This window comes from Streptomyces nojiriensis (assembly GCF_017639205.1).
GTDB classification, from domain to species: domain Bacteria; phylum Actinomycetota; class Actinomycetes; order Streptomycetales; family Streptomycetaceae; genus Streptomyces; species Streptomyces nojiriensis.
Window position 1 is genome coordinate 4,038,076 of sequence record NZ_CP071139.1, and the last position, 13,940, is coordinate 4,052,015.

The following is a 13,940-nucleotide window of genomic DNA, read 5'->3' on the forward strand; positions in this document are numbered from 1 at the left end:
CCGGAATACGTCACCATGGAGCGTCGTTAGCACTCATTGAGTCAGAGTGCCAGGAGGAAATTCGTGCCGACCTACCAGTACCAGTGCACCGAGTGCGGTGAGGGCCTTGAGGCCGTGCAGAAGTTCACCGATGACGCACTGACCGTGTGCCCGAGCTGCGACGGACGCCTGAAGAAGGTGTTCTCCGCGGTCGGCATCGTCTTCAAGGGCTCCGGTTTCTACCGGAACGACAGCCGTGGCGCGTCGTCGAGCAGCACTCCTGCCTCGAAGCCGTCGTCCAGCTCCTCGTCGTCCTCGACGTCGACCGCTGCCGCCGCTCCCGCCGCCTCGTCCTCCTCGACGTCGTCGAGCTCGTCGAGCAGCAGCTCCACGTCGGCCGCCTGATCGCTTCTCCCCGAGGCCCCGCCGCCCCTGTCGGCAGCGGGGCCTTCGGCATGCCCACGGCAGGGCCTTAGGGTGGACCGCATGGTGAACGCAGAGATCGGTGTCATCGGCGGCTCGGGCTTCTACTCCTTCCTGGAGGACGTCTCCGAGATCCAGGTGGAGACCCCGTACGGACCCCCGAGCGACTCGCTTTACGTGGGCGAGCTGGCCGGGCGCCAGGTGGCCTTCCTGCCCCGGCACGGGCGCAGCCACACCGTCCCGCCGCACAAGATCAACTACCGGGCCAATCTGTGGGCCCTGCGCTCGGTCGGCGTCCGCCAGGTCCTGGGCCCGTGCGCGGTCGGCGGTCTGCGGGCCGAGTACGGGCCGGGCACGCTGCTCGTTCCCGACCAGCTGGTCGACCGTACGAAGGCCCGCGCCCAGACCTTCTTCGACGGTGAGCCGCTGCCGGACGGATCCGTTCCGAACGTCGTGCACACCACCTTCGCCGACCCGTACTGCCCGGTGGGCCGGTCCGTGGCGCTGGCCGCGGCCCGCGGGCGGGACTGGGAGCCGGTGGACGGCGGCACCATGGTCGTCATCGAGGGACCGCGCTTCTCGACGCGCGCCGAGTCGCGGTGGCACGCGGCGGCGGGCTGGTCGGTGGTCGGCATGACCGGCCACCCGGAGGCGGTCCTCGCGCGTGAGCTGGGGCTCTGCTACACCTCGATGGCCCTGGTCACGGACCTGGACGCGGGCGCGGAGACCGGCGAGGGCGTCTCCCACACCGAGGTCCTGAAGGTGTTCGGCGAGAACGTCGGGCGGCTGCGCGAGGTCCTCTTCGACGCGGTGGCCGCCCTGCCGGCCACGGAGACCCGGGACTGCCTGTGCACGCACGCGCACGACGGGTGGGACCTGGGCATCGAACTCCCGTAACGGGTCCCCTGGGGACGCCCCGCCGGGTTGCCGGTGGCGGGTGTCAGCGTCGATGGCGACCTGGTGGCTGGTGGAGCACCAGTAGCCTTCGACCGCTCGGCGATGGTGCGATCCCGGGCGGGGACCAGGGTGCCGTCCACGATGAGCACGGTGTCCTCGGCGAAGCGCTTGGGGGCTGGAGAGCGAGCACCGGCCCGAGGTGGTCGGTGATCCGGTCCACCGCCGACTTCGACACCCCCAACAGAGGCGCGAGCCGACGCATGGTCAGGTTCGTGCGTCGGTACATCGCGACCAGCGGTGCCCGGTCCTGCGGCGGAAGGCTCCGCGGCCGGCCCTTGCGGACCGGATCAGTGCGTTCTTTCGATCTTGGTGCGGGTGCCGCAGACCGGGTCGGCAGCGTGCGCCTGCATCCGAGTGGAGGCACGCTGGAAGGTGAGGCCGGGCCCAATGAGTGAGTGGTCGGGCCGCGAAGTGGCGGTGCACCGACTTCGCCGGAGCGTCGGCAGTCGGGAGCTCGGCCGCCGACGGCTGTTGTCGCCGTCGCCTGAATGCAGAAAGCGGTGCGGCCACGGGCGAACAGCCGGCCTGTCGGGATCTGAGGTCAGGATGGCGAGTCAGAGCAGGGACCACGCGCTCGACCACGTGGTGCTCGTCGTATTCGAGAACCGGTCGTTGGACAACGTGCTCGGCCGGCTGTACGGGCCGCAGGACGGCAAGACGTTCGAGGGAGTGACCGGCAGGGACCTCACGAATCCGATCCCGGCATGGGCCGAGCACGGCGCCGACCGCAAGGTGGTGCCGTACACGGTGGCAGCGGACATGGACAGCCCTAATCCCGATACGGGGGAGGAGTATGCGCACACCAACACGCAGCTCTTCAACATCCTCGGCGAGCACAACCGCTTCAAGCTCGGCGAGGATATCTCGGCGCCGCACAACGCGCCCGAGCCCGGTCGGGCACCCACGATGGACGGCTTCGTCACCGACTACATCAGCACCCTGACCGGCGAACTGGGCCGCCAGCCCACCTACGGCGAGTACGCGCAGGTGATGACCGGGTTCACCCCGGAACAGATCCCCGTGCTGAGCGGCTTGGCGCGCGCCTTCGGGGTGTTCGACCACTGGTTCAGCGAGGTGCCGTCGCAGACGTTCACCAACCGGTCGTTCTGGACCGCGGCGACGGCGTCGGGGTTCGTGGTGAACTCGCCGGTCGAGAACTGGGTACTCAAGAACGATGCCGAGACGATCTTCAACCGGCTCGAGCAGCACGGCCGGACGTGGAAGGTGTACGTCGGCGAGCCGGACCGGTTCTCCATCACCGGCCTGATCCACTACCCGCGGCTCAAGGACCACTTCGACACGCACTTCGTGCCGTTCTCCCAGTTCGAGACGGACGCCGGCAACGGCGACCTGCCCGACTTCTCGTTCATCGAGCCGTGCCTGGTGCTTGGGCACGGGGACTACCACCCGGCGTTCTCGCGTGTCCTCGGCCACGGGGTCGTGATCCCCGACGTCGACCCGCCGTCCTCGATCCTGGGTGGCGAGGCGTTCCTTGCCCGGATCTACAACGCCTACAGGGCGATGCGGTCGCCGAGCGGGTCGAACGTGTGGAACACATCCCTGCTGATCGGCTGGGACGAACCCGGCGGCACCTACGACCACGTCCCACCCGGCCCGGTGCCGCCGCCCGACCCGTCCGCTCCGGCCGGACAGCTCGGGTTCACGTTCGACCGCTCGGGCTACCGGGTCCCGGCCGTCGTGGTCTCCCCGTGGGTGGCCGCAGGCGCGGTGTTCAACGAGGAACACCGCCACACCTCGCTGATCGCGACCCTGCGCGAGCAGTGGGACCTCGGCGCCCCGTTCACCGCGCGCGACGCCGCCGCCCGGACCGTCACCCACGCCTTCGCCCTCGAGACCCCGCGAGACCCGCACACCTGGCCCTCGCCGGCCCCGCGTCCCGTGCCCCAGTACGTCGAGGACGCCCTGCTCCTGGGCAGGACCCTCTCCACCCTGGGCAAGGCAGCCTTCGAAGGGATCCGCGGCTTCGCGGACCATCACAACATCCGCATCGAGGGACTTCCTGACGATCCCAAGGCCGAGGTCCCCCCGGAACAGGCCCTGCAGATCATGCGTGACTTCCTCGCCATCCACTTCCCCCGCCTGGTGCCACCCACCCAGGTACCGCAGACCCCGCACACCTGAGGCAGGCTGAACACCGGCCCGCGATGCCGTCGACGGGCAGTCCCGAGCCATGCCGTTCGCGGCCTGGACCGACAGCGTCATGGGGCGGTTCACGATCGGGCACGGCGACAGGGGAAGGTCCGTGGTTACGGGACAGCTCTTATCCTGCGCGCATGGGAAATTCGGGTGGGATGGCCGTGGCGCGCGCCACGGTGGCGGAACTGCGTGAGTTCGCGGCGGAGGCCGGCTTCGAGGACGTCGACGCCGACGCGGACCTGGGTGGCGGTTGGTCGGTCGTGTACTGCGCCGACCCGCCGGACGGCGCCGCGGCGGCGCTGGCGCGGCGGACCGGGGCGCCGGTGCTGACAGTGGCCTACCTCGACAGTGACGTCGGCTTCGTCGAGGGCGCCACCTTCGCCGGGGGCCGCTGGAAGGCGCTGCTCAACCGGGACACGGCCGAGGACTACGAGATACCCGTCGACCGGTTCCCCGTCGAGGCGGCCCTGGCGGGCGCCCTCGACTGGGCGGCCGCCGGCGGGCTGACCGCCGACCCGGATGGGGTGCGGGCCGTCCTCACCGGCTCCGAGGCCTTCGCGGAGGACCTCACGGACCGGCTCCTGGCCGCGCTCGGAACCGCGCCCGCGGCGCCCGGCGGGGAAGGCGCCTAGGCCGTCTCTTTCGGATCTTGTCGGCCGAGCCCGCGGCGTCCGGTGCCGTACATGGCAAGGCGGAGGGGCGCGCCGTGTACTCGACGTACTCGGGTGCCCCGACAACGCGGCCAGGTGCGGTGCCGGGCGTCGCGGGCCCGGCAAGATCCGGAAGAGACGGCCTAGAAGCCGGCCGGCGGCTGTCACATTCGGCGCGGCTGTCCGGTCCTCCCTGGTGACGGCGGAAACGAAGACCGCCCCGGCCACGGAGATGACTGTCATGCCGCGTATCTCGCTCACCCCGCCCCGCACCCTGCTCATGCGCATCGGGGCCTGGTACTCGCGCCGTACCTACGGCAAGGTGCTCGACCCCGGGCAGGCCTACGGGCACAACGCGCGCGTGCTCCTCTCCTACGTCCGGCTGGAGCAGAGCGTGGCGAAGTGGAACGCGCTCGACGCCGGGCTGAAGCATCTCGCCGTGATGGCGGCGGCGGCCCGCATCAACTGCTCGTGGTGCATGGACTTCGGTTACTGGGAGGGCCACGAGCTGGGCGTGCCGGCGGAGAAGATCGAGCGGGTGCCGCGGTGGCGGGAGGCGCCTGAGGTGTTCACCGAGCTGGAACTGCTGGTCATGGAGTACGCCGAGGCCATGACGGAGACCGAGCCGGCGGTCACGGACGAGCTCGCGCGGGAACTCGTCGCGCGGCTCGGCGAGGCGGCGTTCGTCGAGCTCACCGCGATGGTCGCGCTGGAGAACTGGCGCTCGCGCGTCAACAGCGCCTTCGGCCTGACCAGTCAGGGCTTCGCGGAGGCCTGCCAGGTCCCGGCCGGGCGGTGACCCTCTGACTCGTGCGGGTGACGGGGTTGTCCACAGGCTGGGGATCGTCCACAGGCTCCGGCGGGATTTCCCGGGAGGCCGGATCGTGGGATGTGTCCGGGCGCCGGGTCCGGGCACATCAACTCACTCGGTCTGGTGGTGTTCGTCATGTCCCGTACTTCCGCGGCCCCTTCGGTCTGCTCCGCCTCCTCCGCCTCCTCCGCCTCCTCCGCTCCCCGTGCTGCCGCCCTCGCTCCCGCCCCCTGCGCGACGTCCTCCGCGTGTCCCCCCGCGCGCCCGGTCCCGCCGTTCCCGCCGCTTCGCGTGGGGCGGGGCGGGGACCGGCTGCGCCGGGCCGTGCGACGACGCCGGCGGGCCGCGTCGGCCGCGCTGGCCTTCGTGGCGGCGGCCGTGGCGGTGGGCGGAACGGAGGCGCAGGCCTCGCGGAGCGCCGCGCGGCCCGAGGCGCGGGCCGCTCAGCGTGCGGCGCCACCCGTCGCGGTGCGGATGGTGTCGGCGCCCGTGCGCATCGCTGACGCGGCGACGGTGCGGCTGCTGCGTCCCGGGGACCGGGTGGACGTGGTCGCGGCGGAGCGCACCGGGCCGCCGAGGGTGGTGGCCGCGGGGGCGCTGGTCGCCGAAGTTCCCGATGCGGACAAGGGTGTTGCGGACGGCGGGGCGCTGGTGGTGCTGTCCGTCCCGCGGGACACGGCGCGGGGCCTCGTGGGTGCGGGTGCCACGACGCGACTGGCGGTGACGTTGTGCTGATTCGCACACCCGGTCAGTCAATTCACCTCAAGGTGGGGGCCGATTGGACACGCCGCGCCCGGACTGCCGTAGCTTTCGGAACCGTTGGCTCCGTGTTCGGTAGATGTGAAGAGAGGCTCAGTCGTGAGCGAGAAGAAGAAGGAGAGCGTGCTGGCAGGCTTCAAGGCCTTCCTGATGCGCGGCAACGTGGTCGACCTGGCGGTGGCCGTGGTCATCGGCGCCGCGTTCACGAACATCGTGAACTCGGTGGTCAAGGGGATCATCAGCCCGGTGGTGGGCGCGGTCGGCACCAAGAGCCTGGACGGCTACAAGTCCTGCCTCAAGGCTCCTTGCGCCATCGGCAAGGACGGCCAGCCGACGGGTGTGGAGATCCTCTGGGGCTCGGTGCTGAACGCGACGCTGACCTTCGTCATCACCGCCGCGGTCGTGTACTTCCTGATGGTGCTGCCGATGTCGAAGTACCTGGCCAAGCAGGAGGCCCGGCGCAAGGCGAAGGAAGGTGTCCAGGAGGTCGTCGAGATCACCGAGCTGGAGCTCCTGAAGGAGATCCGGGACGCTCTGGTCGCACAGCGCGGCGGTGGCGGCACGTCCCCCACCGGTTCACGCAACGGTTTCTGACCTCTCCGGCCGCCTGGGGCGGTCAGACGTGGTGCGGGGGCTTCTCGTCGAGGAAGCGGGCCAGGTCGGCCGCGCTTCCGCCGGCGGGCGGCCGCTCGCCCCAGCCGCGGTCGGTGTCGTCCGAGGACTGCTGGTCCAGCGGGTCGTCGAAGACCAGCCTGGGCTTCGGCCGCGGCTTGTCGGCCTCGGGGGCGGTACGCGGGGCCTGCGGGTCGGGGTCGGGGGCGCTGCTCATACCTCCAGGGTACGGCCGCCCGCGGCCCCGCCCGCTGCACCGCCCCGGCCCCCGCCCTGTCCCCCGGCCCGGTCCGGCCGGGCGCCCCGGCTGTGAGACGGGCGCCGGATCACCGGCACACCGCCGGGCACGTGGCACGGAAGCCGATGAGGGGCCGATCACGGCGCCCGCCTCCGCCCGTGACCGTTGCGGGGCCGCGGAGCGCGCCTCGCATCCGCCCGGGGCACAGGGGCCGCGCGGGCCGCGCGTCCGCCCTGCCGGAGGCTCCCGCCTCTGGTCTCCTGGCCGGTATGGCCTACTCCCCCATGACCGCTCGCAGCCCCGACGAACTCCACCGTGCCGCCACTCCGCTGGAGCTGTTCTTCGACCTCTGCTTCGTCGTCGCCATCGCCCAGGCCGGCGCGCGACTGGTGCACTCGCTCGCGGAGGGCCATCCCGGCGCCGGGGTGGTCGGCTACTTCTTCGTCTTCTTCGGCGTGTGGTGGGCCTGGATGAACTTCACCTGGTTCGCCTCGGCGTACGACGTGGACGACGTCCCGTACCGCATCGCGACGCTCGTGCAGATCGCCGGTGTGCTCGTGTACGCGGCCGGGGTGAGCCGGGCCTTCGACGACAACGACTGGGCGGTCGCGGTCACCGGCTACATCATCATGCGCGTCGCCCTGACGGCGCAGTGGCTGCGGGCGGCCTCCGGGGAGCAGGGCGAGGCCCGGGCGTCGGCGCTGAAGTACGCGGCCGGACTGGTGATCTGCCAGCTGGGCTGGATCGGCCTGCTGTTCGTCCCGGACGACCTGAAGCGCTGGCTGTTCCTCGTCCTGCTCGTCGCCGAGCTGGGGGTTCCGGTGATCGCCGAGCGCGGGCACCAGACGCCCTGGCACGCGCACCACATCGTGGAGCGGTACGGCCTGTTCACCATCATCGTGCTCGGCGAGACGATCGCCGCGGCCACGGTGGCGGTCAAGTCCGCGATCGACGAGCACGAGGCGCTGGACCAGCTGCTGCCCATCGCCGCGGGCGGGCTGCTGATCGTCTTCGCCGCGTGGTGGATCTACTTCGCCGTGCCGATGCACGAGCACCTGAACTCCAACCGCGAGGCCATCCGGTGGGGTTACGGACACCTGCTGATCTTCCTCTCGGGCGCGGCGATCGGCGCCGGCATCGAGGTCGCGGTCGAGCACGCGGTGGGCAAGGCACACATTTCCCAGGTCGCCGCGAACGCCGCCGTCACCGTCCCGACCGCGCTGTTCCTGCTGATGGTGTGGCTGCTGCACTCCCGCCACTTCAAGCGCGGCCTCGCCCAGCAGCTGGTCCTGCCGGTGTCCGCCCTCGTGACGCTCGCCTGCACCTGGTCGGGTACGTACGCCGTCCTGTGGGCGGGTCTCGTCGGGGTGCTGACGGTGGCGGTCGGCCTCACCCTGTCCACGCGGACCGCCGCGGCCACCGGTGCCGCCGTCTGACTCCCCGGGCCGCCGGCACCCGTACGCGCCCCCGCACCCTCATCCTCATCCTCATCCTCATCCCACCGAACCGTCACTCCCGCGCACCCGTCGCCGTTCTCCAGCGCAGAACGACGCGCACCCACTGGAGGCCCTGCCATGACACTCCCGGCACAACGCCACGGCACCGACCCCGGCGGGGAGCTGGCCGAGCCAGGCTTCTGGCAGCAGCCCCCCGCCCACCGCCTCGCGGCCTTCGCCCGGCTGCGTGCGGCCGACGGTCCGGTGTTCGTCCCCGAAGGGTCCGGGCGCGGCCACTGGGCCCTCGTCCGCCACGCCCAGGTGCAGGAGGCCAGCCGCCTCCCCAAGGTGTTCGCCAGTGCCCCCGGCGTGACCACCCCCGAGCCGGCCCGCTGGGTGCGGGCCCTGTTCGGGGACTCGATGGTCAATCTGGACGGCCCCGACCACGCCCAGCTGCGCAAGATCGTGCAACGCGCCTTCACGCCCCGCCTGCTGGCGGCCGCCGAGGCGGACATCCACGCCGTGGCCGCCCGCATCGTGGACGACGTACTGGCCGAGCGGCCCGACGAGTTCGTCTCGGCCGTGGCCTCGCGGCTGCCCCTGGAGGTCATCTGCAACATGATGGGCATCCCCGAGCACTACCGGGCCGAGATCGCCGACCGGGTCAACCACGCCTCCGAGAACATCGGTGTGGAGCGGGGCCTGGCCTCCCGGCTGCGGATGCCCGGGCGCGGGCTGCGCGCGCTCGCCCGGATGCAGCGGATGGTGGCGGGCATCGGGCGGGAGCGGCGCAAGCACCCCACCGACGACCTGATCTCGGCGCTGGTCTGTGCGAACGTCGACGGCCAGGCCCTCGGGGCCCGCCAGCTCGGCGCCTTCTTCTCCCTGTTGATGGTCGCCGGGGTGGAGACCACCCGGAACGCGATCACCCACGGACTGTCCCTGCTGACCGACCATCCGGACCAGCGGGACCTGCTGCTCTCGGACTTCGAGAAGTACGCGGACGGAGCGGTCGACGAGATGATCCGGCACTCGACGCCCATCATCCAGTTCCGCCGGACCGTGGCGGCCGAGCACACCATGGACGGGCACGTGTTCCGGCCGGGAGACAAGGTGGTCCTCTACTACGCCTCCGCCAACCGCGACGAGGCCGTCTTCCCCGACCCGGACGCCTTCGTCATCACCCGCTCGCCCAACCCGCACCTCGGGTTCGGCGGCGGCGGCCCGCACTTCTGCCTGGGCGCGCACCTGGCCCGGGTGGAGATGAAGTCCCTCTTCCGTGAACTGCTGACCCGGCCGGTCGGGCTGCGGGCGGTGGGCCTGCCGGACCTGGCGGGGTCGAACTTCGACAACCGGGTCCGCTCGCTGCGGTTCGCCTTCGAACGGCCCTGACCACGGGCCCGGACGAAGCGGAACCGGCCACCGGGCAGGCTGGGGGCCCGGCGGCCGGAGCGGGTGGTGGCGGCACCCTGCCTGTGGCTACCGCTGTACGCGCCGCACGGCGAGCACGCAGTGGGCGCTGCTGGTGAGCACGGACTCGTCGCCCGCGAAGGCCTGCAGGGTCTCCGGCGCGACCGGCTGCCCCGGGACCGCCTCGGGCCAGGCGCGGGTGGCGAAGAGGAAGTAGGCCTGCCCGCTCTCGTCCGCCGCGGCGACCCACTCGTCGGGGGCGGTGCAGCGCGCGTTCATCCCGGGCAGGGTGAGCGCGATCTGGTTGCCCTCCAGCAGGATCTGCACCGGGAAGGTGGCCGCCTTGAGGGTGCCGTCCATGACCACGTCGCCGATGGGCAGGCCGATCTCCTCCAGCAGCCCGCGGGCGGCTGCCTCGCCGGCCTCCCGGCCCTGCGGTCCGTCGCCGAGGGTGTAGGCGAGGAGGTACGGGATGTCGTGCGCCTCTTCGGGGTCTCCGATCCAGGCGAGCACCGAAAGGGTGCCGAGCTGGGACCGGTCGATTTCGGCTTGAGTAGAAGTCATGCGCGCACCCTAGTGCTCTCTCCGCCGAGCATTTCACGGCCCGTCACCCGGGCGGGCTAGACGGCCCAGAATCCCTCTCCGGAATTCGCCTGCGTGTTCGCGTCCTGGTACTGGAGCCGCACAATGCGCGCGCTTTCCGGGATTTCGAACACCACCCAGCCATCGGCCCGCTCACCGACCCCCAGGGAATCGAAGACGATCGGTTTGCCGGTCGTCAGCTCGCCGGTCTTCACCACCGGGTGACGCTGCCCCGCGCTGTCGTGCGCCCACATGCGTCCGAGCGCCCCGTACGAGGCGCCCCCCACGTTGACGAAGGACATCGAGGCGGCCACCCAGCGCTTCCCTGCGGGCGGTGCGAAGTTCTTGTCCACACTGATCGCCGGGTCCACGAAGGCCCCGAGGTCGACCTGGAGGTGTCGGCCGATCTGCCTGCCGTGCACCTGGGCTGTGCCACCCACACGGGCGTCCTTCACGCCAGGGCGTCCGGGGGCCTCCGCCGCGCCCGGCGCCCCGTCGTCCACCACGGCCGCCGGCGCGGCGGCGGGCGCGAGCACGTCCGGCTCCGGGGCGCTCTGGCAGGCGGTGGCACCGAACAGCAGGAGTGGGAGCAGGGCGAGGACGGGCAGGGGGAGGGCGGGCTGGCGCATGCAAGATCCCTTCGGGGACGTATTGCGGCCAGTTTCACGCGCCCGGGCAGGTAATTGCGAACAACGACACGAGCGCGCGGAGCAAGTGCGTACGCCCACCTGCCAGCACAATGCGTTCCGGTGGAATCCCGCCATCCGCAGCACCTGGAGGAAGAATGCCCATCCCCGCCCACCGAATGGCCCTCACGGCCTTCTCCGCACTGGCCGCCACCACGCTATTCGCCGCTCCGGCCGGCGCCACGGTTTTCAATCAAGGGATTTCCGTGCACGGTGACGCCTACGTCGCCAAGGACGGCGCCGTCACCCTTTCCGGGACGTACCACTGCGAGCAGGCGTCACCCATGGGGGCGATGCAGATCAAGGCGACCCTCGCCCAGGAGGGCGGCAGCCGGGTGAGCATCGGCGCGGAGCAGATCGTCTGCGACGGCAAGGAGCGCCGCTGGGTGGCCAACGCCCCGGGCGCCTTCGTGAACGTGCACCCGGGCCGCGCGGTGGTCACCGCGGAGCTCCAGGAGGTCCGGCTCTCGGGCCTGATGCCGAGGTCGGTCGACACGGTCGCCCAGGACTCGCGCGACGTCGAGGTCCGCGAGCACTGAGCGGTGGGAGCCCGCGGCACGCGCCCGGGATCAGGGCCGGGGCCGGGGCCGCCGCTACCGGCAGTCGGGGGCGACGCCCGTCATCGACATGAAGGCCACCGACCGGCACGCGAGGTCCTCGTGCGGCCGCCCCGTCGCCCGGTCCACGGCGGCCGGTACCCCGGCCACCAGCAGGAGCACGGCCAGGGCGCCCGTCACGGCGGCCTTGGTCAGCCCGCGCACGTCACGATCCGTTCCATGGCTCGCATCATCACCCCGACCCCGGAGTCCCACAACCCGGGGTGACCGCCCGGTCACCCCGTGCTCCGCCGGACGCCGCCGGCGTCGAACTCGCACCACACCGCCTTGCCGTCGCCCCGGGACTCCACGCCCCAGTGCGTGGCCAGCGCGTCCACCAGCAGCAGCCCGCGCCCCGTGGTGGCCGCCTCGCCCGGGGTGCGCCGGCGCGGCCACACGCTGGAGCGGTCCTTGACCCACAGCCGGATCCGCCGGACGGGCTCCGGCAGCACCTCCATCGTCAGCACCGCCCCGCCGTCCGTGTGCAGCAGGGCGTTGACCAGCAGTTCCCCGGCCGCCAGCTCCACGTCGTCGGCGAGCTCCGGCATGCCCCAGTCGCGCAGGGCCTGGCGCAGGGCGTAGCGGGCCTCCGAGAGGCCTTCCGGGTCGGCCTGGTGGACGTACTGGTGGATGCGCGGCGCCCGGTGGGTGCCCGGGTCGGGGGCCCGGCGCAGCACCAGCAGGGCCACGTCGTCCCCGGAGCCCCAGCGCTCCCAGAGCCGGTCGGAGAGGTGGTCGGCGAGTGCCGCGGCCCCCTGGGGGCCGCTGCGCACGGCCTGGGCGAGGGCGTCCATCCCGGTGGTGATCGTGGTGCCCGGCTCCTCCACGAGGCCGTCCGTGCACAGCACCAGGGTCTCCCCGGGCACCAGGTCGAGCCGGGTCTCGGGGAACTCCTCGTGCTCGAAGAACGAGGCCAGCCCGAGCGGCAGGCCGCCGCGCACCTTGGGCCAGCCCGTGCGCCCGTCCGTGTGCCGGATCAGCGGTCCGAGGTGACCCGCGCGGACCGCCCGTACGCCGCCCGTCTCCAGGTCCACCTGCGCGTACATGCAGGTGGCGAAGCGCTCGGTGTCCAGCTCGGCGAGGAAGCGCGAGGCCCGCGCCAGCACGGTGGACGGCGGATGGCCCTCCCCCGCGTACGCCCGCAGCGCGATCCGCAGCTGGCCCATGATCGCCGCCGCGTGCGTGTCGTGGCCCTGGACGTCGCCCACCACGACGCCCACGCGGTCGCGGGGCAGCGAGATCACGTCGTACCAGTCCCCGCCGACCTCCCGCCCGCTCCAGGCGGCGTGGTAGCGGACCGCGATCTCCCCGCCGGTGATCTCCGGGATCCGGCGCGGCAGCATGGCGGCCTGCAGGCCGGTCGCGAACTCCCGCTCCTGGTCGAAGAGGAGCGCCCGCTGGAGGGACTGGGCCACGATGCCCGCCAGGCCCAGGCAGAGGTTGCGCTCCTCCGGGCTGAACTCGGTGCGCCGCCGGTAGAAGAGGACCAGCCCGCCGATGGCCTTGGCCTGCGCGATCAGCGGCAGGTAGGCGGCGGCGTCGTACCGGATGCGGTTCAGGTAGTCCGCGAGGAGCGGGAACTCGCCGCCGAGCTCGGTGAGCGAGGTGACGAAACGTGCCTGCCGGGTGAGCACCGTGTGCGACAGCGGCAGCGAACCGTCCAGCCGGGTGAACCGGCGCTCGCCGAGGATCTCCAGGGACTCCCCGCTCAACGCGATGATCTTGATGGTGCCGCCCTCGACCAGCCCCAGGGCCAGTCCGTCCGCACCGAGCCGCTCCAGCGCGCCCGCCCCGGTCAGCGCGGCCGTGACGTCGTCGACCGTCACCGCCCGCGACAGGGCCTCCGTGGTCCGCTGCACGATCGTCGTCTGCTGGGCGCGCGCCGCCTCCAGCTTGCGCAGCAGCGTGGCGTGGGCCAGCTCGGCGGTCGCGTCCCGGACGATCCCCACGATCCGCTCGGGCTGCCCGGCGCCGTCCCGGAGCACCCGGCCCGAGGTGTGCGTCCACTGGTCGCGGCCGTCGCGCCGCTGCACCGTGAAGTACGCGCCGTACGTGTCCCCGCCGCCCGCCAGGACACCGTCGATGATCTCGGTCAGCCGGACCCCGTCCGCGGGCGGGATGCGCCGCCCGACCCCGGGAACGGTGCCGTCGAACTCCCCCGGCCCGAGGTCGAAGACCTTCATCGCGGCCTCGTCCAGCACCACCGTCCCGGCATCCAGGTCCCATTCGAGACTGCCCATGCCGTTGAGCGCGAACCGCTCCCCCGGAGCGGTCACGGGGGACCGCCGGACCGGCTCGGGTCCGTCCCGTTCCGCCGCTGCCACGTTCCCCACCACCTAACGGCCGGGCCAGCACGGCTGGGAGATCAGCCGCTCCCACTCCTCGTCAGGATGCCCCGGAAGGGTGCGCCCGGCCTCCCTCCAGCGCTTGACCATGGAGAGGTAGATCGTGGGCTGGTCGGCAGGGGAGGCCGTCGCGTACGGGCCCGCGTACGGCCCCGCGTACGGGCCCGGGTACGGGGCGCGGTCGTACCCGGCGGCCCTGGCACGACCGGCGGGCTGTTCCCCGCGGCTGGCGGGAATGCGCACCCAGCCGCGGCCCTGCGCTCGCTCCGAGCTCATCACGGACCCCTCTCTCCGCGGAT

The 13,940-nt window shown here is 72.2% G+C and carries 16 protein-coding genes and 1 pseudogene; 10 read left to right on the forward strand and 7 right to left on the reverse strand.

The window, feature by feature from the left end:
• The first annotated feature begins 63 nt into the window (after positions 1–63).
• Entirely contained in the window at positions 64–384 is a 321-nt protein-coding gene (locus JYK04_RS18660) for an FmdB family zinc ribbon protein (protein ID WP_189735399.1), read from the forward strand.
• An 81-nt stretch (positions 385–465) separates the two neighbouring features.
• Positions 466–1,299, forward strand: a complete 834-nt coding sequence (locus JYK04_RS18665; protein ID WP_189735397.1) for an S-methyl-5'-thioadenosine phosphorylase — start codon at positions 466–468, stop codon at positions 1,297–1,299.
• 36 nt (positions 1,300–1,335) lie between these two features.
• Here JYK04_RS18665 and JYK04_RS18670 read toward each other — a convergent pair.
• A pseudogene (locus tag JYK04_RS18670) lies at positions 1,336–1,648 on the reverse strand (helix-turn-helix domain-containing protein); the annotation flags it as partial.
• A 257-nt stretch (positions 1,649–1,905) separates the two neighbouring features.
• Between JYK04_RS18670 and JYK04_RS18675 the strand changes: the two are divergent.
• The 5 genes from JYK04_RS18675 (at position 1,906) to mscL (ending at position 6,330) form a co-directional block, all read left to right on the forward strand.
• Positions 1,906–3,501 (forward strand): alkaline phosphatase family protein, encoded by a 1,596-nt coding sequence (locus tag JYK04_RS18675; RefSeq protein WP_189735396.1) that lies wholly within the window; start codon positions 1,906–1,908, stop codon positions 3,499–3,501.
• 152 nt (positions 3,502–3,653) lie between these two features.
• Complete coding sequence (locus tag JYK04_RS18680) at positions 3,654–4,148, forward strand: hypothetical protein (RefSeq protein ID WP_189735394.1); 495 nt, start codon at positions 3,654–3,656, stop codon at positions 4,146–4,148.
• Between the two features lie 259 nt (positions 4,149–4,407).
• Entirely contained in the window at positions 4,408–4,965 is a 558-nt protein-coding gene (locus JYK04_RS18685) for a carboxymuconolactone decarboxylase family protein (protein ID WP_189735393.1), read from the forward strand.
• A 147-nt stretch (positions 4,966–5,112) separates the two neighbouring features.
• Entirely contained in the window at positions 5,113–5,712 is a 600-nt protein-coding gene (locus tag JYK04_RS18690) for a hypothetical protein (RefSeq protein WP_189735391.1), read from the forward strand.
• A gap of 123 nt (positions 5,713–5,835) precedes the next feature.
• On the forward strand, positions 5,836–6,330 hold the full coding sequence (gene mscL / locus JYK04_RS18695; RefSeq protein WP_189735390.1) for a large conductance mechanosensitive channel protein MscL: 495 nt from the start codon (positions 5,836–5,838) through the stop codon (positions 6,328–6,330).
• A gap of 22 nt (positions 6,331–6,352) precedes the next feature.
• Here mscL and JYK04_RS18700 read toward each other — a convergent pair whose 3' ends face one another.
• The gene (locus tag JYK04_RS18700) at positions 6,353–6,565 is read right to left on the reverse strand and encodes a hypothetical protein (protein ID WP_189735387.1); all 213 of its coding nucleotides are present in this window, start codon (positions 6,563–6,565) and stop codon (positions 6,353–6,355) included.
• A 305-nt stretch (positions 6,566–6,870) separates the two neighbouring features.
• On the opposite strand from JYK04_RS18700, the gene JYK04_RS18705 reads away from it, so the two are divergent.
• Complete coding sequence (locus tag JYK04_RS18705) at positions 6,871–8,022, forward strand: low temperature requirement protein A (protein ID WP_373317572.1); 1,152 nt, start codon at positions 6,871–6,873, stop codon at positions 8,020–8,022.
• A gap of 138 nt (positions 8,023–8,160) precedes the next feature.
• On the forward strand, positions 8,161–9,414 hold the full coding sequence (locus JYK04_RS18710; protein WP_189735383.1) for a cytochrome P450: 1,254 nt from the start codon (positions 8,161–8,163) through the stop codon (positions 9,412–9,414).
• Between the two features lie 87 nt (positions 9,415–9,501).
• On the opposite strand, the gene JYK04_RS18715 is transcribed toward JYK04_RS18710, so the two are convergent.
• On the reverse strand, positions 9,502–9,996 hold the full coding sequence (locus JYK04_RS18715) for a DUF5949 family protein (RefSeq protein WP_030009737.1): 495 nt from the start codon (positions 9,994–9,996) through the stop codon (positions 9,502–9,504).
• 56 nt (positions 9,997–10,052) lie between these two features.
• Complete coding sequence (locus JYK04_RS18720; protein ID WP_189735381.1) at positions 10,053–10,643, reverse strand: DUF4352 domain-containing protein; 591 nt, start codon at positions 10,641–10,643, stop codon at positions 10,053–10,055.
• 155 nt (positions 10,644–10,798) lie between these two features.
• Here JYK04_RS18720 and JYK04_RS18725 point away from each other — a divergent pair, with 155 nt between their 5' ends.
• Entirely contained in the window at positions 10,799–11,239 is a 441-nt protein-coding gene (locus JYK04_RS18725) for a DUF6299 family protein (protein WP_208809272.1), read from the forward strand.
• 54 nt (positions 11,240–11,293) lie between these two features.
• On the opposite strand, the gene JYK04_RS18730 is transcribed toward JYK04_RS18725, so the two are convergent.
• From JYK04_RS18730 to JYK04_RS18740, 3 genes are all read right to left on the reverse strand, one after another.
• A complete protein-coding gene (locus JYK04_RS18730; protein ID WP_189735378.1) occupies positions 11,294–11,461 on the reverse strand; it encodes a hypothetical protein in 168 nt (55 codons plus the stop codon).
• 71 nt (positions 11,462–11,532) lie between these two features.
• Complete coding sequence (locus JYK04_RS18735; RefSeq protein ID WP_373297387.1) at positions 11,533–13,620, reverse strand: SpoIIE family protein phosphatase; 2,088 nt, start codon at positions 13,618–13,620, stop codon at positions 11,533–11,535.
• 12 nt (positions 13,621–13,632) lie between these two features.
• Entirely contained in the window at positions 13,633–13,917 is a 285-nt protein-coding gene (locus JYK04_RS18740) for a hypothetical protein (protein WP_189735376.1), read from the reverse strand.
• Positions 13,918–13,940 lie beyond the last annotated feature (23 nt).

Excerpts from the sequence above, each read along its gene's own strand:
- JYK04_RS18665 (WP_189735397.1), top strand. The coding sequence starts at position 466 with ATGGTGAACGCAGAGATCGGTGTCATCGGCGGCTCGGGCTTCTACTCC.
- JYK04_RS18675 (WP_189735396.1), top strand. The coding sequence starts at position 1,906 with ATGGCGAGTCAGAGCAGGGACCACGCGCTCGACCACGTGGTGCTCGTC.
- JYK04_RS18680 (WP_189735394.1), top strand. The coding sequence starts at position 3,654 with ATGGGAAATTCGGGTGGGATGGCCGTGGCGCGCGCCACGGTGGCGGAA.
- JYK04_RS18685 (WP_189735393.1), top strand. The coding sequence starts at position 4,408 with ATGCCGCGTATCTCGCTCACCCCGCCCCGCACCCTGCTCATGCGCATC.
- JYK04_RS18690 (WP_189735391.1), top strand. The coding sequence starts at position 5,113 with ATGTCCCGTACTTCCGCGGCCCCTTCGGTCTGCTCCGCCTCCTCCGCC.
- JYK04_RS18700 (WP_189735387.1), bottom strand. The coding sequence starts at position 6,565 with ATGAGCAGCGCCCCCGACCCCGACCCGCAGGCCCCGCGTACCGCCCCC.
- JYK04_RS18705 (WP_373317572.1), top strand. The coding sequence starts at position 6,871 with ATGACCGCTCGCAGCCCCGACGAACTCCACCGTGCCGCCACTCCGCTG.
- JYK04_RS18710 (WP_189735383.1), top strand. The coding sequence starts at position 8,161 with ATGACACTCCCGGCACAACGCCACGGCACCGACCCCGGCGGGGAGCTG.
- JYK04_RS18715 (WP_030009737.1), bottom strand. The coding sequence starts at position 9,996 with ATGACTTCTACTCAAGCCGAAATCGACCGGTCCCAGCTCGGCACCCTT.
- JYK04_RS18720 (WP_189735381.1), bottom strand. The coding sequence starts at position 10,643 with ATGCGCCAGCCCGCCCTCCCCCTGCCCGTCCTCGCCCTGCTCCCACTC.
- JYK04_RS18725 (WP_208809272.1), top strand. The coding sequence starts at position 10,799 with ATGCCCATCCCCGCCCACCGAATGGCCCTCACGGCCTTCTCCGCACTG.
- JYK04_RS18740 (WP_189735376.1), bottom strand. The coding sequence starts at position 13,917 with ATGAGCTCGGAGCGAGCGCAGGGCCGCGGCTGGGTGCGCATTCCCGCC.